The organism is Streptomyces sp. PA03-5A (assembly GCF_033792725.1).
Taxonomy (GTDB): domain Bacteria; phylum Actinomycetota; class Actinomycetes; order Streptomycetales; family Streptomycetaceae; genus Actinacidiphila.
Genome location: NZ_JARAVL010000004.1, coordinates 149,098 through 165,680, shown reverse-complemented (window position 1 = coordinate 165,680; position 16,583 = coordinate 149,098). Strand labels below are relative to the sequence as shown.

Here is a 16,583-nt window from a genome sequence, read left to right as displayed (position 1 = left end):
CGGAGCCCTTTATGATCATGACGTCGATCGCGTCGGCGATCTCGCGCTCCCGTTCCCGGTTGCCGGGCTGGTAAATCGGCGACGCCAGCGTGTCGCCCGTATGCCGAAGATCGTGGAATCGCGGACCCCCGCCGGTCGCTGGTGAGCTCCGCAATGGAACCGCGTACGCGAATCGTCCCGTGGTCGAGGTCGACATCCTGACGGGACAGACCGATTCAGCTCAGGGGTATGGACCGCGGATCAGGTCGTGATCCACCGCCGTGGCCATGATGCAGTCGAAGGAGTGACGAATAGAGCTCCGCCGTACGGAGGCGAGCGGACGCTCGCGCACCCTGCAGCGGCGTAACTCGCGAGAAGCGCCTTGCCCGTATCGGGGTAGCGCCAGTCCGCCGGCCAGTCGCCGGCCTCCCGCTCCGCGCGAAATGTCATCGGAGCGGGGGGCGACGCATGGTCAACGACGGCTCGTGGTGGTCGAGATGACCGGCTGAGTACCGTCAACGGCCATGACCATCAGGGCTGCGACGCGGTCGTCCCCACAGTGCGAGCGCCCTCCCGGGTTGTCCGGGGCTGTGGAAGAGCGCGCACACCGCCCACAAGGGGCGATGACACATGGGTGCCGGCTGCGGCAAGCACGGAAGGCTCCTCAGCGGAGTACGTTGGACACACCGAAGGCATTCCGAACCCCGGCTTCCGTGCCGGCGTCGTTTTCGGCGAATGCCTAGCCGGGCCAGTGAACGCATGGGCTTGATCCTTGATCACACGACGCACGATGAATCCCTCGGCCCTGACGGCGTACGACTCTCCCTGAAGCCGGTCACGGCCGCCCCGGGTCCCCTCGACGGAGCCTGGTGGCCCCGCTCACGCGATCTGGCGGCGGAACTCTCGGCACTTACGGCCACTCCGGACGCCCCATGGGGGCGGATCGCCCGTGTCGCCGTGAACCCGCACTTCTGGCCGGCCGTCCCCCGGAGGGTCGCCGTGGCCGGACATGTGGTGCCCGTCGATTGGTTCACAGCGGACCAGGACCCTCACAAGCTCCTGCTGCTCTCCCGCGACAGCGGACGCTGGGACCTTCTGGTCATTCCGCCGGAGACGGACTCCGCCACCGCCGCCCGCCTGTTGTCCGCCGCGGCCGATCCCCGCATCACCGCCACCGCCGGCCGCTTGTTGGCAGTGGAGCGCTCGCACGTCGCAGGAACCATATGAGGGTCTCGGACGCCCCCGTCACCGCTGCCCTCGCTGATGCGGCGAGCACCCTGGGAGCACTCATGAATCTGCGCGACACACAGCACGGGGGAACATACGGTTACGGCCCGCGCCTCCCGGTCGGGACCGGTCCGACCACACCGGCGGCGCCGGCACCGCCTCTCGTCAGGCACGACCGCCGTGACCACCGTGACGGGGGCCGTGGGCGACTGCGCCCGCCACGGCGCCGCCGGTCCCGCCGAGCACGGGTGTGAGAAGCATCGGCCTCGGCAGGCGAATGGTTCGTGGACGTCGCCGAAGCCGCAGATCCCCCAGGGGGCGCCCCTTGTTCGGGGCGCCCCCTGGAAGTCTTGCTTCCTCAAGGCGATGAGGATGGGGCTTGTTTCAGTCCTGGCACGTCATCTGGAAGCTCCATGCCATCTCGTCGTCGTCCGGTTCCTTCCACGGCGGCTTGGCGTGGCAGTTGCTGCCGTGCTCGTCATCGTCGTACTTGCCATGGTCGTCGTCGTACTTGCCGTGGTCGTCGTACTTGCCGTGGTCACCGCGGTGGTCGTGAGGGCCAGGACCGCCGGGGTAGCCGGGGTAGCCCGGGTAGCCCGGGTAGCCCGGGTAGCCGGGATAACCGGGGTAGCCCGGACGGCCGGGAGGACCGGCCGGACCTTCAGGACCTTCAGGACCTTCAGGACCTTCAGGACCTTCAGGGCCGGTCGGGCCGGCGGGACCACTCGGCCCAGCAGGACCACCAGGACCGGCAGGACCGGACGGGCCGGCAGGGCCGGCAGGACCACCAGGACCGGCAGGACCGGCAGGACCGGTCGGGCCGGTGTCACCGGGAGGACCAGAGGGTCCGGCAGGACCCGAGGGACCAGTGGGTCCGGCAGGGCCGGTCGGGCCGGTGTCACCGGGAGGACCAGAGGGTCCGGCAGGACCGGACGGACCAGTGGGTCCGGTCGGGCCGGTGGGTCCGGTCGGACCAACCACGCCGCAGGTCGGGACCGTGATCTTGTCGCTGATCAGGGTGACCGCGCCATTTTGTGCCAGGAGCCGGCCCGCGATCGCCGCGTTGGCCTCCACGGAAATGGACGTCAGGGCCATGATGGTGCCCTTGAAGTCGGCATTGGCGTTGATGGTGGCGGAGCTGCCCACCTGCCAGAACACGTTGCAGGCCTGCGCTCCGTTGACGAGTTTGACGGTGGTGCCCGTGTTCATGACCAGGGTCGAGCCGACCTGGAAGATGAAGACGGCGTTGGGGTCGCCTTTTGCGTCGAGGGTGACGGTTCCGTTGACGGCGAGATCCAGTGCCGCATCGGCGGTGTAGACGCCCGGGTCGAAGGACTGGTTGTCGAGCTGGGTGCCCGCGCTGCCGTTGGACGGCCTGCCGGCCGCGTCGTTGTAGGCGGTGGTCAGGTCGGACTTCGCCTGACCGGCGACGGCGTCGTTTACGTGCGTCGCTCCGAGGACAATTCCGGGCGGAAAGCCCGTCACCGAGGTGCCGGGACTCAGTCCTAGGTCGCCCAAGATGACGGTGGTGCCGAGGGTGTTGTCATTAGTGACCGTTTGTCCGGCCAGAACCCCGTAGGTCTTGGCGGTTCCCAGTCCCACCGCCGGAGGTGATACGGCGTGGGCGAGGGTTGTGATCATGGTGAGCGTCGCCATCAGCACAGCGATGGGGATCAGGAGCATTGGCGCCTTGAGCCCCTTGTGTAGGCGTATACGTCGCCTGCCTGGCGGAGAGGCCAGGACGGAATCCTCTGACATAGGGAGAGACCCTTTCTTGTGGCCGAGCCCGGCCACCCCTGCGAGGGGACTTCGAACTTGGGTAGTGAGCTCCGGTCGCCGAACCTCAGTCGCGTGCCAAATCAGCGGTCCCAAACCAAAGGGGGCCGGCGAGCAAGTGCTCACCGAAGGAAGCGACAAACCGCTGCTCACCAGCCAAAAGCTAGCAATGATCCTATAAAGGGCATATGCGCGGAGAGCCAAAGGAGTTATGGGGCGCGCCTGGTTCACTCTGCTGGTGGCGTCTACGCGCAACCGGGGGCATTGGGCCAGGCCCGGCAGACGGGAGCCCGGGCACCGCGGTTGTCCTCTGCCGGCGTGGCCGGACATCGAACGGGCACGGTGGGCCGCCGGCCAAGGGTTAACTGCTCTGCCGTGCGTGGCGGCGCTGGCACAAGCACGCCTCCCGGGCTCTCCTCCAGCGCCGCCATCAAATCCACCGCCGATACCGGCTCTTCCGGCTCCTGCAGCCCCGCGACGGTCAGCTTCGCGGCTCCCAGCTGCTCAAGCGCTGCCGCCTAACCGTCGGGTAGATCGCCGATTTTGACCCCTGCCAGCTGGTCCGTCAGCAGTTCTGCGAGCTCCAGCTCCCGCTCGGTCACCGGGGCCGCCGAGGACAGGTCATCTGGCTCGCGGATCTTCTTCGGCCACAGCAGCGTGTGCAGTACGAGCATCCCTCGGCACGGCCTCAGCACCGCCGGCCGCTCCCGGGTGCGCAAGGTGACCCTCGCGACCGCTCCGTCCCGTGCCGAGCAAGCACCGGATCGGCGTCGCGCTCGTCGACGAAGCCGAGGACGCCGACGTTGCGCTTCGTCGGAAGGGGAGTACAGCCGGGTCCTCATCGAGGAGCACCACGGCCACCCTGCCGCCGGTACTCCGGGATGGGCTCGACGTATACGGGAGGCTCCCCGGGCGGCACCTCCACCGCATCACGCCACGGCGCTCACACGTTCGTCTCCAAGACTGCGGGCGGGCCCGGCCAAGTCCGTCACCCCCGGCCATCCGACCGGCCTGCTCCCGGGTTCGCCCCTGCCGCCCGCCCGGCTCCCTCGACTGGCAGCCGCGGCCCGCGGGGATCGGGATGGGACCGCCCGGACGAAGCCCGTGGACGCGCGGGCCACTTGCCGGGCCACCCCAACGGAGTGGCGCGGCCGGGGTGGAGGGCCGGCCGCGCCAGGGGGGTGAGCTCAGGGGTCAGTTGTTGAAGACCGGGATGTTGTTGTTCACCCCTCCCCCGAAGAGACCGCCACCGCCGTTGTTGAAGACGGGGATGTTGTTGTTCACCCCTCCCCCGAAGAGACCACCGCCACCGTTGTTGAAGACCGGGATGTTGTTGTTCACCTGGCCCCCGAAGAAGCCACCGGTGTTGTTGAAGAGGGGGATGTTGTTGTTCACCCCGCCGCCGTCACTGACGTGAAGGCTGTGCTGCTGGGGTGCGGCCTGGACGGCGCTGACGTGGGCGGGGGCGGCCGCGAACGCGCTGGTCGGGAGCAGGGCGCCACCGGCGGCGAGGGTGGTGGCGGCGGTCAGCATGACGATCTTGCGGGTGCGGGACATGGCGGTTCTCCTCAGGCGATGCGGGGCGGGGATTCCGGACGACCCCTTTTCGGGTATTCCGGCACCGGGGGGAATGTCCCGGTGGTTCCTTTCGGTCGGTATTGCGCGACCTCTTGACTCCAGTAAGCCCCGGCGTTCCGCCCGCGTCACGTCGCTGCATTTCGGGGCTTGACATGTGACCGGGGGCTGGTTAGAAGACGGCCCGCCGGTACCGCGGATCCCCTGGACCGGGCACCTCCGCATGCGTGGACGCCGGAGTCTGCGCAGGCTGGGAGGTGTGCCGGTGATCCACGGTGAGGAACGATGATCGTTACGGTGGTGTCGATGCCCGAGGGCACCGTCGCCCGCGCCGCCGTGTCGGAGGCGCGGGAGCGGCTCGCGGCGTCGCGCTTCCTGCTCGTGGACATCGAGGTGCCCGGGGAAGGACGGCCCGACGAGGCGCCGATCGCCCACAAACTCGGCTTGGAGGCCGAGGACCTGGCGTGGCTGGGCAGGGAGGGCGAAAGCGCGCGGGCGGAGTTCCACGGGGACAACGCCCGGTTCGTCGTACCGGTCATCGAGGACGACGAGGTCGCCCACCTCCACGTCTTCGTGACCGGGCGGTACCTGGTCACGGTCCACCGGGGGCCGAACACGCTCGTCGGGCAGTTCATCCCCCGGCTGCCGCACGAACGGCCCGCGGACACCACCGCCGCGCTCTTCCTGCTGCTGGAGGACGCCCTGGAGACCTTCCGCAAGTCCGCCGTGGAAGCGCTGCTGCAGGTGGAGGACCTCGAGGACGAGATGTTCGAGAGCCGGAACCCGCAGCAGGTGTACCGGCTGGCACAGCTGCGGCGGCGCGCGGCGCTGCTGCACCACGCCCTGCTGCCATACCTGCAGGCGACCGACGAGACCATCACCCGGCGGATGATGAGCGGCGGCTTCCCGGAGGAGCGGCAGCGGCTGGCCGCCTCGTACCAGCGGGCCGCGCGGATGGTGCTCTCCAGCATCGAGTCGCTCCAGGACGCCGCCCGGCGGGCGTTCGCCAGCTACTCCTCCCTGGTGTCCGGCGAGCAGAACGGTGTGATCAACCGGCTGGCCATCGTGTCGACGATCTTCCTTCCGCTGACCTTCCTGACCGGCTTCTTCGGCATGAACTTCACCTACATGACCGACGAGTTGGAGAGCAAGGTCGTCTTCTGGCTGCTCGCCGTGGGGCTGCAGGCGCTCGTCCTGTCCGTCGCCGTCTACGTGCTCCACCGCACCCGCATCTGGCGCAGACTGCGCGACGACGGGCGCGACGACCGCTGAGCGCCTCACTACATTGGCGGCATGGAGATCTGGATCAACCCCGCGTGCTCGAAGTGCCGCTCCGCGCTGCACCTGCTGGACGACGAGGGCGCGCAGTACACCGTGCGGCGCTACCTGGAGGATCCGCCCGACGCGGACGAGATCCGGGCGGTGCTGGAGCGGCTCGGGCTGGAGCCGTGGGACATCGTGCGGACCCAGGAGGCCGAGGCGAAGGAACTGGGACTGAAGGAGTGGCCGCGCGGGCCGGGTGAGCGGGACCGCTGGATCGGCGCGCTGGCGGCGCACCCGCGGCTGATCCAGCGTCCCATCATCACCGCCGAGGACGGCACGGCGGTGGTCGCGCGCTCCGAGGAGGCGGTGCGGGACGCGCTGGGCCGCGCCCCGGGCTCCGTCTAGAACACCGACAGCCCGGTGGCGGTGGTGAACGCGTCGAGGGCCGCCATGGCGCCGACGGAGTTGCCGGCCGGGTCGAGGCCGGGGCTCCATGCGCACAGGGCGCCCCGGCCAGGGAGGACGGCGAGGATGGCCCCGCCGACGCCGCTCTTGCCGGGCAGGCCCACGCGGTAGGCGAACTCCCCCGCGGCGTCGTAGGTGCCGCAGGTGAGCAGCACGGCGTTGAGGCGTTTGGCGTCGGTGCGGGACAGCAGCCGGCCGCCGTCGGCGCGCAGTCCGTGCCGGGCGAGGAAGCCGCCCGCAAGGGCGAGGTCGCGGCAGGAGGCCTCGAGGGCGCAGTGGCCGTAGTAGTGCTCCAGGACGGTGTCCACGGGGTTGTGCAGGTTGCCGAAGTGCGCGAGGAAGTGCGCCAGGGCGGCGTTGCGGTGGCCGTGGGCGGCCTCGGAGGCGGCGACCGCCAGGGCGGTGGTCAGGGCCGGGTTGCCCGACTCGGCGCGCAGCAGTTCGCGTACCGCGCCCGAGGCGTCGCCGGTGAGGGTCAGCAGGGCGTCGGTGACGACCAGGGCTCCGGCGTTGATGAAGGGATTGCGCGGGATGCCCTGCTCGGTCTCCAGCTGGATGAGCGAGTTGAAGGGGTTGCCGGAGGGCTCGCGGCCGACACGGCGCCACAGGGCGTCGCCGCCGTGGTGGAGCGCCAGGGCGAGCGTGAAGAGCTTGGAGACGCTCTGGACGGAGAACGGCTCGGCGAAGTCCCCGACGCCGTGGACCTCGCCCCCGACGGTGGCCAGGGCCATGCCGAAGGCACCGGCGTCGGCGGCCGCGAGGGCGGGGATGTAGTCGGCGACCTTGCCGCGGCCGAGCTCCGGAAGGGCCGCGGCCATGGCCTGTTCGAGGAAACGCTGGTAGTCCACCGGCCCATTGAACCCGGACCCCGGCGAACCCCGGCCCTAGCCGACCGGCACGCCCTGCGGGCCCTTGATCCGCTTCATGATCATCTGCGAGTTCACCTCGCTCACGCCCGGCAGGGCGATCAGCTTCTCGGTCCAGAAGCGCTCGTAGGCGTCGCTGTCGGCCACCGCGATCCGCAGCAGGCAGCCGGGCGCGCCGTAGAGCCGATAGGCCTCGACGATGTCGGGGATGGCCTGCACCTGCTCCTCGAAGGCGGCGACGGACTCGCGGTCCCGCCGTACCTCGACGGAGGCGAAGACCTCGAAACCGCGGCCGACGGCGGCCGGGTCGACGACGGCCCGGTAGCTCTGGATCACCCCGTCCTCCTCCAGCTGGCGCACCCTGCGCAGGCACGGGGAGGGGGTGAGGCCGACGCGGGCGGCCAGTTCCTGGTTGGTGAGCCGGCCGTCGGCCTGGAGCTCACGCAAGATTCTTCTGTCGATGGCATCCATGAGGGCGATAGATACCACGCTTGGGCGATCTACGCGGGCTGATTGGCAATCCGATGCCGGGGTTCACCGCATATCCTTGCCGCGGAGGAGTCAGACGAACACGCGAGTGAGGGACACGTGAAGCACATCGTCGTGATCGGCACCGGCGGCACGATCGCCAGCCGGTGGCAGGGTGCCGGGTACGCGGCCGAGGCCGCCGGCCACGAGGTGCTGGCGGCGGGCGCGGTCCCCGAGGGCGTCGAGGTGACCGTGCGCGACCTGTTCACGGTGAACAGCTCGCGGCTGACCTCCGCCCACCAGCTGGAACTGCTGCGGACCGTCCACGAGGTGCTGGCGGACCCGGGCGTGGACGGCGTCGTGGTGACCCACGGCACCGACACCATGGAGGAGTCCGCCTTCCTCCTGGACCTCCACCACGGCGACCGGCGCCCGGTGGTCCTCACCGGCGCCCAGCTCCCGCTGGACGCCGTGGACGGGGACGCGGCGGGCAACCTCTACGACGCGCTGCTGACCGCCGCGACCGGCGAGGACATCGGCGTGGTCATCACCTTCGGCGGCTTCGTGCACGCCGCCCGGGGCACGGTCAAGGCGCACACCCTGGACGTCCAGGCCTTCGCCGACCCCTCGGGCCGGCCGCTGGGACGGGTGAAGTTCGGCGAGATCGCCTGGGGCGCCCCCCGGCCGCGTGCCACGGCGCTGCCGCTGCCGGACGCACACGTCACGGCGCCGCGCGTCGACGTCGTCATGCACCACGTGGACGCCGACCCCGTGCTCTTCGAGGCCGCGCTGGGTGCGGGGGCCCAGGGCATCGTGCTGGTCGGCACCGGCGCGGGCAACGCGACGCCCGATTTCGTGGCGGCGGTCCGCCGCGCGGTCGACGCCGGGGTGCTGGTCGCCGTGAGCACCCGGGTGGCGGCCGGGCCGGTGGCGCCGATGTACACCGGGGGCGGCGCGGTGGACCTCGCCGCGGCCGGCGGTGTGCTGGCCGGGACGCTGCGCGCGGGGCAGGCCCGCATCGCCGTACTGGCGGCGTTGCTGTCCGCCCGGGACCCGCAGGAGCGGGCCGCCGCGCTGCGCCGCATCATCGGGACGGCCGAGGACCGCACACCGGCCGTCGCCTGACTCCCCGTCACTCGGCGCGGCCACCGCGCCGGGTGACGGGTGACCTGTGCCATGTGACGGGGACCGCTCAGAGGTTTATCTGGTTGATGGTGTCCGCCAACGAGTCGAGGAACTTGTTGATCGCCGGCGCCATGCCCGTGGAGGCAAGGAAGAAGCCGAAGAGCGCGGCGACGATGGCCGGACCGACCTTGAGCGTCTTGCCCCTTATCAGGACGATCATGATGATCGCCAACAACAGCACCACGGACAGGGAGATGGCCACTGGGGATCACATCCTCGGTCTGACGCCTCACCGTTCCGGGGGAGCAACGCAGCCGCACCCCCGCGACGTCCATCGTGCCACCTGCCACCGACACCGTGACCCCGCGGGACACCTCTTCCCCGCGCGCCGGGGTCGCACACCTGTGACGCAGGACATCGCGATCACTTCTGATCACTTCGGATGAGGACAATCTCGCAATTGCATGGCACGTTCGAGTGAATTTCCCCCAAACTATTTCCCCGCACATGCACTTGCCACACAAACGATCATCAAAAAACCTGCACAGACGCCAACCCGTGTGCCGATATGCCCCGTTCAACCCTTATATGACTGCCCATAGCGTCACGGAACGGGCAGTGGCATGACACATGCATTCCGGGGTAGCAGCGCCGCTACCGCCATTCCGATCGAGAATTTACTCAGGCAGAGGCGCCCGCTATGGTGCATCAAATGTTCCAGCCCCACCGCACGAACACCCTGTCCCCCGGCAGGACCCAGACCGGGAATTCCGTTCTCCCCGCTCCCCGCACGGAAGCCGCCCCCGCCCCCGGGCCGGCCGCCCCCGCGGGGTCCGCCGCCCCCGCCACCGCCTCCGCGCCCTCCGCCGGGCGCGACCCGTTCTTCGACAACGCCAAGTACCTCGCGATCGTCCTGGTCGCGATGGGCCACGCCTGGGAACCGCTCACCGGGCACAGCAGGGCCGCCGGCGCGCTCTACATCCTCGTGTACGCGTTCCACATGCCGGCCTTCATCGTCATCTCCGGCTACTTCTCGAAGAGTTTCGACGCCCGCCCGGACCGCGTCAGGAGACTGATCACCGGCATCGCCGTCCCGTACCTGCTCTTCGAGGCCGCCTACTCGCTCTTCAGGAACTGGGCCGACGACGCGGCGCCGCAACCGCTCAGCCTGCTCGACCCCTGGTACCTCACCTGGTTCCTCGCCGCCCTCTTCATCTGGCGCCTCACCGCCCCCATCTGGCGCATCGTCCGGCAGCCGGTCGCCGTCGCCCTGGTGATCGCGGCCCTCGCGTCCGTCACCCCGACCATCGGCGACGACCTGGAACTCCAGCGCGTCCTGCAGTTCCTGCCCTTCTTCGTGCTCGGCATGTGCCTGAAGGCGGAGCACTTCCACCTCGCCCGGCGCCGGGTGGTGCGCGTGCTGTCCGTTCCGGTGGGGCTCGCCGCGCTGGTCGTCTCCTACTGGGTGGCGCCCCGGATGGACCGGGCCTGGCTCTACCACCGCACGAGCGCCCAGGAGCTGGGCGCGCCCTGGTGGACGGGGCCCGTCATGACGCTGGCGCTGTTCTGCTGCTCCCTGGCGCTGACGGTGTGCTTCTTCGCCTGGGTGCCGCGCCGCCGCATGTGGTTCACGGCCCTCGGCGCCGGCACGCTCTACGGGTACCTGCTGCACGGCTTCCTCGCCAAGGGCTCCCGCTTCGGCAGCTGGTACGACCAGGCCTGGATCCACACCCCGCTGGGCCAGGTCGTGGTCACCGCGATCGCCGTCGTGGTGGTCACCGCGCTGTGCACCCCTGCGGTGCAGCGGCTGTTCCGCTTCGCGATGGAGCCGAAGATGTCCTGGGCGTTCCGGCCGGCGGCTAGTCCCGGCACACGATGAGCAGGGCGCGGTCGTCGTTGACGTCCTTGGCGACCGCCTCGATCAGCTGCCAGGCCGCGCCGCGGAAGCCGTGGGCGACGTACCGGTCGGCCTCGCCGATGAGCCGGTCGATGCCTTCGGTGATGTCGCGGCCGGCGGCCTCGACCAGGCCGTCGGTGAAGAGCAGCAGGACGTCGCCGGAGCGCAGCGTGCCCTTCACGCTGTTGAACTCGGCGCCGTCGTACACCCCCAGCAGCGGCCCCTCGGCCGCCTTCTCCTCCCAGCGGCCGGTGCCCGCGCTGAGCTGCATGCCCGGCAGGTGGCCCGCGGAGAGCAGCTCGTAGTCGCCGGTCTCCACGTCCAGCACCAGGTGGACGGAGGTGGCGAAGCCCTCGTCCCAGTTCTGCCGGAGCAGGTAGCCGTTGGCGGCGGTGAGGAAGGCGTGCGGCGGCAGTGAGCCGAGCAGGCCGCCGAAGGCGCCGGAGAGCAGCAGGGCGCGGGAGCCGGCGTCCATGCCCTTGCCCGACACGTCGGTGAGGACGGCCTCCAGGATCCGCCCGCCCGAGGTGCGGGTGGCCACCACGAAGTCGCCGGAGAAGGACTGGCCGCCGGCCGGCCGCAGCGCCATCTCGGCGTGCCAGCCGTCGGGCAGCCTCGGCAGCCTGCTCTGCACCCGGATGCGCTCGCGCAGGTCGAAGAGCATCGTGCCGCCGCGCATCCAGGGCACGCCGACCCGGGCGCGGAACTGCGCGACGATCAGCCCGGCCAGGGCCACGGCCGCCACCACCAGCACGGTGCCCGGGGTCACCCGGCCGACGCCGTCGCGGTACGGGCCGAGGACGGCGGACTCCACGACCATCGCGGCGGCACTCGCCCCGTACAGCAGCAGAAGGCTGGAGGGGCGCAGCAGCAGGCCGCCGACGAGGACGGGCAGCACCAGGGTGGTGGGCGGGCACCATTGCGGCGCCAGCACCGTGGCCCAGGCGATCAGCGGGACACTGATCGTCAGGACGGTCAGGGCGAGCCAGTCGGCCGCGTCGCCGCGGAAGTAGTCCACGGCGGATTTGCGCAGGCCTACGCGGGCCCGGTGGACCGTCCTGCGCCACCGGGCCCCGAATCCGTCTCCTACCGGGCGTCGTGCCATGTTCCCGGCGACCCTATCCACCCTCACCCGTTCTCCGCATCGGAGGTGCCCCTCATGGTGCGCCGATTCGCCGCCACGACCGGCGAAAACCGTTCGCCCGCCCTTGGGGCGACTGGTAGGCAGGGCACATGACGGTGGAGTTGCGGGTTCTCGAGTCCGAACAGTGGGACGAGTGGTTCAGCACGCTGGAACGCGCGTTCGGCAGCGCGGTCTGGCCGGCGGAGGAGCGGGAGTTCGACCGCGGGGTGACCGAGTTCTCCCGGTCGATCGCGGCCTGGGACGGCGCGGAGGTCGTCGGCACCGCGGGGGCGTTCTCCTTCCGCATGGCGGTGCCGGGCGGCGCCGTGGTCCCGGCGGCGGGCGTCACCATGGTCAGCGTCGCCTCGACGCACCGCCGCCGCGGGCTGCTGACCTCGATGATGCGGCGGCAGCTGGACGAGGTGCACGAACGGGGCGAGCCCCTTGCGGTGCTCACGGCGTCCGAGCCGGCGATCTACGGCCGGTACGGCTACGAGGTCGCCACCCGCCAGACGACCTTGGAGGTCGACACCCTGCGCGCCGGCCTCACCGTGCCCGCGGGCGCCGACGGGGTCACCTTGCGCTTCGCCGACCCGCAGGAGGCCCTGGCGGCCTGCGAGGAAGTCTACGCGCGGCAGGTGCCCACCCGGCCGGGCATGCTGGAGCGGCGGCCTAACTGGGAGCGCAAGGGCGTGCTCGACCCGGAGGCGTTCCGGGACGGCGCGTCGAAACTGCTCTGCGTGGTCGCCGAGCGCGACGGGGAGGTGCGGGGCTACACGCGCTACGCGGTGAAGTCCGCCTGGAATGCGGCCGGACCGGACGGAACGGTGGTGCTGCGCGACCTGGAGGCACTGGATCCGGACACATACGCCGCCCTGTGGCACTACCTGTTCGGCATCGACCTCACCTGCCGCATCACCGCGCGCAACCGTCCCGCCGACGACCCGGTCCTGCACCTGGTCGACGACGTGCGCCGCTGCGGCGTGCGCGTCAGGGACGGCCTGCTGCTGCGCCCGGTCGAGGTGGGCGCGGCCCTGTCGGCCCGTACCTACGCTGCCCCGCTGGACGTCGTACTGGAGGTCTCGGACCCGTTCTGCCCCTGGAACGAGGGCCGCTGGCGGCTCGGCGGCGACGCCAAGGGCGCCACGTGCGAGCGGACGACGGACACCGCGGACCTGGCGCTGTCGGTGCGCGAGCTGGGCGCGGCCTACCTGGGCGACGTCTCGCTGACCGCACTGGCGCGGGCGGGACGCGTGCGGGAACTGCGGCAGGGCGCGCTGCGGGAGGCCACGGTGGCTTTCGGCGGCGACGTCGCCCCCTGGCTGCCGCACGGCTTCTAGGTCCCCGCTCGGGCCCGTGTCCACCGGCCGGGGCGCTCCCTTGGGCGTGTCCCCGGCCGGCCCCTGGTCCGAGCGGGGCGTCAGCCCCGGACGGGCTGGCAGACGGGGCACCAGAAGAGGTTGCGCGCCACCAGGGAGGCGGCGCGCACCTCGGTGCCGCAGACGTGGCACGGCATCCCCGCACGGCGGTAGACGTAGACCTCGCCGCCGTGGTCGTCGATGCGCGGCGGACGGCCCATGGCCTCGGGGGTGTGCTCGGGGCGGACGGTGTCGATGCGGTTGTTCCGCACGCCCTCGCGCATCAGGGCCACCAGATCGGCCCAGATCGCGTCCCACCGCGCGCGGTCCAGGTCGCGTCCCGCCAGGTACGGGTCGACGCCGTGGCGGAAGAGGACCTCGGCGCGGTAGACGTTGCCGACGCCCGCGACGACCTTCTGGTCCATCAGCAGTGCGGCGATGCTGGTGCGGCTGCGTGCTATGCGGGCCCAGGCGCGCTCCCCGGTGTCGGCGGGCCGCAGCGGGTCAGGGCCGAGCCGGTCGTGTATGGCCTGCTTCTCGGCCCCGGTGATCAGCTCGCAGGCGGTCGGCCCGCGCAGGTCGGCGTGGTGCTCGTCGGTGGCCAGGCGCAGCCTGACCTGGCCGACGGGGGCCCCGCCCGGCCCGGTGCCGAAACCGGACTTCCCATACAGCCCGAGGTGGACGTGGACCCAGCCGACCGGGCCGAACCCCAGGAAGAGGTGCTTGCCGTGGGCCTCCGCGGACTCCATCACGGCGCCGTCCAGGAGGGCGGCGCCGTCGGAGAACTTGCCCTGCGGACTGCTCGCGCGGACCACCCGGCCGGCGAAGCGTGCCTCGTGGTCCGCGGCGAGGCGGTGGATCGTATGCCCCTCGGGCATGCCCGGATCAGCCCTCCTGCGGGTGGTGCGGCGGGATCGGGGGCAGCTCGCCGGTGGTCTCGTACGCGGTGAGCATGTCGATGCGGCGGGTGTGGCGCGGCTCACCCGAGTAGGGCGTGCCGAGGAAGACCTCGACGAACTTGGTGGCCTCGTCGGTGGTGTGCATGCGGGCGCCGACGCTGATGACGTTGGCGTCGTTGTGCTCGCGGCCGAGGGTCGCGGTCTCCTGGCTCCAGGCGAGCGCGGCCCGGACGCCCTTGACCTTGTTGGCCGCGATGGCCTCGCCGTTGCCCGAGCCGCCGATCACGATGCCGAGGGAGCCGGGGTCCGCGGCGGTGCGCTCCGCGGCGCGCAGGCAGAACGGCGGGTAGTCGTCCTGGGCGTCGTAGATGTGCGGGCCGCAGTCGACGGGCTCGTGCCCGTTGGCCTCGAGCCACTCCACGAGGTGGTTCTTGAGTTCAAAGCCGGCATGGTCGGAACCGAGGTACACGCGCATACGGACGAGTGTCGCACGGGCACGCTGGGCGACATGCCGTGGGTGCTGCGTGAGGGGGATTTGAGGGTGGCTTGAGGATAAGACAACAAAACGGAATCAAAGGTTCCCCGGCCGCGCCGGGCCGTGTTTCATGCCACCCCATGAGTACACGTCCCCCCACCCCAGTGGCCGGCTCCACCGCTGCGGCCCACGAGGCCACGACGGAACCGCAGGACGGCTCAGGCCTGAAGGCCGGGCTCAAGAACCGCCACCTGTCGATGATCGCGATCGGCGGCGTGATCGGCGCCGGCCTCTTCGTCGGCTCCGCGTCCGGCATCGCCGCCGCCGGTCCCGGCATCCTCCTGTCGTACGCCCTCGTCGGCACCATGGTCGTCTTCGTCATGCGCATGCTTGGCGAAATGGCGGCCGCGAACCCCACCTCCGGCTCCTTCTCCGCCTACGCCGACCGCGCGCTGGGCCGCTGGGCGGGCTTCTCCATCGGCTGGCTGTACTGGTTCTTCTGGGTCGTGGTGCTGGCGGTCGAGGCGACCGCCGGGGCCAAGATCCTGGAGGGCTGGGTCCCGGCCGTGCCGCAGTGGGGCTGGGCGCTGATCGTGATGGTCGTGCTCACCGCGACCAACCTGGCCTCGGTGGCCTCCTACGGCGAGTTCGAGTTCTGGTTCGCCGGGATCAAGGTCGTGGCCATCGCCGGCTTCATCGTGCTCGGCGCGCTCGCGGTCCTCGGCGTGCTGCCCGGCAGCCACGACGACGCCGCGGGGCTGGGCAACCTCACCGCGCACGGCGGCTTCCTCCCCAACGGCCCCGGCAAGATCCTCACCGGTGTGCTGCTGGTCGTGTTCTCCTTCATGGGCAGCGAGATCGTCACACTGGCGGCCGGCGAGTCCGCCGACCCGGAGCGCGCGGTCACCAAGGCCACCAACAGCGTGATCTGGCGGATCGGCGTCTTCTACCTCGGCTCGATCTTCATCGTGGTGTCGCTGCTGCCGTGGAACGACCCGTCGATCATCAAGGACGGCTCCTACGTCGCCGCGCTGAACTCGATCGGCATCGCGCACGCCGGACAGATCATGAACGTGATCGTGCTCACGGCCGTGCTGTCCTGCCTCAACTCCGGCCTCTACACGGCCTCGCGCATGGCCTTCTCGCTGGGCCGGCGCGGTGACGCGCCCAAGGCGTTCGCCCGCACCACCAGGCGCGGTGTGCCGCAGGCGGCGATCCTGGGCTCGGTCGTCTTCGGCTTCGTCGCGGTTTTCTTCAACTACAAGTACCCCGACACCGTCTTCCTCTTCCTGCTCAACGCCTCCGGTGCGATCGCGCTGTTCGTGTGGCTGGTGATCTGCTTCTCGCAGCTGCGCATGCGGAAGATCATCCTGAAGGAGGCCCCGGAGCGGCTGCGGGTGCGGATGTGGCTGTACCCGTACCTGACCTGGGCGACGATCGCGATGATCGTGTTCGTGCTCGGCTACATGCTCACCGACACCGCCGACGGCGGCGGCCGGGACCAGGTGGTCGTCTCAGTGCTGGTGGGGCTCGGCGTGGTCGCCGTCGCGGTGGTGCGCCAACTGCTTCACAAGGGCCGGAAGGACTCCCCCACCCGGTCGTAGGCGGCCAGCGCGGCGGACCCGGCCGAAGCCGCGTACCAGACGTTCAGCTGGTACGACTTGCCCCCCTCGGTGAAGCCGAGCTGCCGTGCCCGCCAGGGCGCGCCGGCCTGGGTGAAGGCGTACTCCCACACGACGGCGGGACGACCGCGGAACGACGTCCGCTCCAGCCGGGTCTTCCGGTAGCCGGGCACGTCGTGGGAACCGGCCTCGAAGGCGCGCCACTGCTCCAGGAGATCGCCGCCCCGTGCGAGTGCGTACGAGGCGGCGATCTCCTGCTGTCCGTCCGGGGCGTGGTAGTGGACGTTGGACGGGCTCTTGGCGCTGCGCGTCCAGCCCCGCGGCGGCTCCCAGGCGAAGCCGGTCTCGTTGCGCTCCCCGGGGGCGGGCGCGCCGGTGGACGTCCCCGTGGACGAGGTGGCTCCGGTGGACGGGGGACGGCTGGTGCCCGCGACCACGGGGCCCTCGCGATGGCCGGTGCGCGGC

17 protein-coding genes are annotated in these 16,583 nt (G+C 70.9%); 7 read left to right on the top strand and 10 right to left on the bottom strand.

Annotated elements, in window-relative coordinates; all coding sequences use genetic code 11:
- Positions 1 to 609 precede the first annotated feature (609 nt).
- On the top strand, positions 610 to 1,206 hold the full coding sequence (locus PV410_RS06650; protein ID WP_500322929.1) for a DUF5994 family protein: 597 nt from the start codon (positions 610 to 612) through the stop codon (positions 1,204 to 1,206).
- Between the two features lie 384 nt (positions 1,207 to 1,590).
- Here the strand turns inward: PV410_RS06650 and PV410_RS06645 are convergent, their stop codons facing one another.
- The 3 genes from PV410_RS06645 to PV410_RS06635 form a co-directional block, all read right to left on the bottom strand.
- The gene (locus tag PV410_RS06645) at positions 1,591 to 2,808 is read right to left on the bottom strand and encodes an ice-binding family protein (protein ID WP_500322928.1); all 1,218 of its coding nucleotides are present in this window, start codon (positions 2,806 to 2,808) and stop codon (positions 1,591 to 1,593) included.
- A 692-nt stretch (positions 2,809 to 3,500) separates the two neighbouring features.
- Entirely contained in the window at positions 3,501 to 3,824 is a 324-nt protein-coding gene (locus PV410_RS06640; protein WP_500322926.1) for a Ku protein, read from the bottom strand.
- A gap of 352 nt (positions 3,825 to 4,176) precedes the next feature.
- A complete protein-coding gene (locus PV410_RS06635) occupies positions 4,177 to 4,539 on the bottom strand; it encodes a hypothetical protein (RefSeq protein WP_500322924.1) in 363 nt (120 codons plus the stop codon).
- A 303-nt stretch (positions 4,540 to 4,842) separates the two neighbouring features.
- Between PV410_RS06635 and PV410_RS06630 the strand changes: the two genes are divergently transcribed.
- Positions 4,843 to 5,829 (top strand): magnesium transporter CorA family protein, encoded by a 987-nt coding sequence (locus tag PV410_RS06630; RefSeq protein ID WP_500322923.1) that lies wholly within the window; start codon positions 4,843 to 4,845, stop codon positions 5,827 to 5,829.
- Positions 5,830 to 5,850: 21 nt separating this feature from the next.
- Positions 5,851 to 6,225: an arsenate reductase family protein gene (locus PV410_RS06625; protein ID WP_500322922.1), complete on the top strand. Its 375-nt coding sequence runs from the start codon at positions 5,851 to 5,853 to the stop codon at positions 6,223 to 6,225.
- Here the strand turns inward: PV410_RS06625 and PV410_RS06620 are convergent.
- Together PV410_RS06620 and PV410_RS06615 are read right to left on the bottom strand one after the other, a co-directional pair.
- A complete protein-coding gene (locus tag PV410_RS06620) occupies positions 6,222 to 7,133 on the bottom strand; it encodes a glutaminase (RefSeq protein WP_500322921.1) in 912 nt (303 codons plus the stop codon). The two genes, PV410_RS06625 and PV410_RS06620, sit on opposite strands and share 4 nt — an antisense overlap.
- A gap of 36 nt (positions 7,134 to 7,169) precedes the next feature.
- Entirely contained in the window at positions 7,170 to 7,622 is a 453-nt protein-coding gene (locus PV410_RS06615; RefSeq protein ID WP_499511894.1) for an Lrp/AsnC family transcriptional regulator, read from the bottom strand.
- A gap of 117 nt (positions 7,623 to 7,739) precedes the next feature.
- On the opposite strand from PV410_RS06615, the gene PV410_RS06610 reads away from it, so the two are divergent.
- The gene (locus PV410_RS06610) at positions 7,740 to 8,744 is read left to right on the top strand and encodes an asparaginase (RefSeq protein WP_500322919.1); all 1,005 of its coding nucleotides are present in this window, start codon (positions 7,740 to 7,742) and stop codon (positions 8,742 to 8,744) included.
- A gap of 67 nt (positions 8,745 to 8,811) precedes the next feature.
- Here PV410_RS06610 and PV410_RS06605 read toward each other — a convergent pair whose 3' ends face one another.
- Complete coding sequence (locus PV410_RS06605) at positions 8,812 to 9,006, bottom strand: hypothetical protein (protein ID WP_361795409.1); 195 nt, start codon at positions 9,004 to 9,006, stop codon at positions 8,812 to 8,814.
- Between the two features lie 450 nt (positions 9,007 to 9,456).
- On the opposite strand from PV410_RS06605, the gene PV410_RS06600 reads away from it, so the two are divergent.
- Positions 9,457 to 10,623 (top strand): acyltransferase family protein, encoded by a 1,167-nt coding sequence (locus PV410_RS06600; RefSeq protein WP_500322917.1) that lies wholly within the window; start codon positions 9,457 to 9,459, stop codon positions 10,621 to 10,623.
- On the opposite strand, the gene PV410_RS06595 is transcribed toward PV410_RS06600, so the two are convergent.
- Positions 10,604 to 11,746 carry a PP2C family protein-serine/threonine phosphatase gene (locus PV410_RS06595; protein ID WP_500322916.1) on the bottom strand — a complete coding sequence of 381 codons (1,143 nt, stop codon included), beginning with the start codon at positions 11,744 to 11,746 and terminating at the stop codon, positions 10,604 to 10,606. The two genes, PV410_RS06600 and PV410_RS06595, sit on opposite strands and share 20 nt — an antisense overlap.
- 128 nt (positions 11,747 to 11,874) lie before the next feature.
- On the opposite strand from PV410_RS06595, the gene PV410_RS06590 reads away from it, so the two are divergent.
- Positions 11,875 to 13,104, top strand: coding sequence for a GNAT family N-acetyltransferase (locus PV410_RS06590; RefSeq protein ID WP_500322915.1), 1,230 nt, complete (start codon positions 11,875 to 11,877; stop codon positions 13,102 to 13,104).
- An 80-nt stretch (positions 13,105 to 13,184) separates the two neighbouring features.
- Here PV410_RS06590 and PV410_RS06585 read toward each other — a convergent pair whose 3' ends face one another.
- Both PV410_RS06585 and PV410_RS06580 read right to left on the bottom strand, forming a co-directional pair.
- Complete coding sequence (locus PV410_RS06585) at positions 13,185 to 14,000, bottom strand: Fpg/Nei family DNA glycosylase (RefSeq protein WP_500322913.1); 816 nt, start codon at positions 13,998 to 14,000, stop codon at positions 13,185 to 13,187.
- A 7-nt stretch (positions 14,001 to 14,007) separates the two neighbouring features.
- A complete protein-coding gene (locus tag PV410_RS06580; protein ID WP_500322912.1) occupies positions 14,008 to 14,496 on the bottom strand; it encodes a ribose-5-phosphate isomerase in 489 nt (162 codons plus the stop codon).
- Between the two features lie 140 nt (positions 14,497 to 14,636).
- Here PV410_RS06580 and PV410_RS06575 point away from each other — a divergent pair, with 140 nt between their 5' ends.
- Positions 14,637 to 16,100 carry an amino acid permease gene (locus PV410_RS06575; protein WP_500322911.1) on the top strand — a complete coding sequence of 488 codons (1,464 nt, stop codon included), beginning with the start codon at positions 14,637 to 14,639 and terminating at the stop codon, positions 16,098 to 16,100.
- Here PV410_RS06575 and PV410_RS06570 read toward each other — a convergent pair.
- On the bottom strand, positions 16,064 to 16,555 hold the full coding sequence (locus tag PV410_RS06570; protein ID WP_500322910.1) for a serine/threonine kinase C-terminal domain-containing protein: 492 nt from the start codon (positions 16,553 to 16,555) through the stop codon (positions 16,064 to 16,066). The two genes, PV410_RS06575 and PV410_RS06570, sit on opposite strands and share 37 nt — an antisense overlap.
- Positions 16,556 to 16,583: the final 28 nt, after the last annotated feature.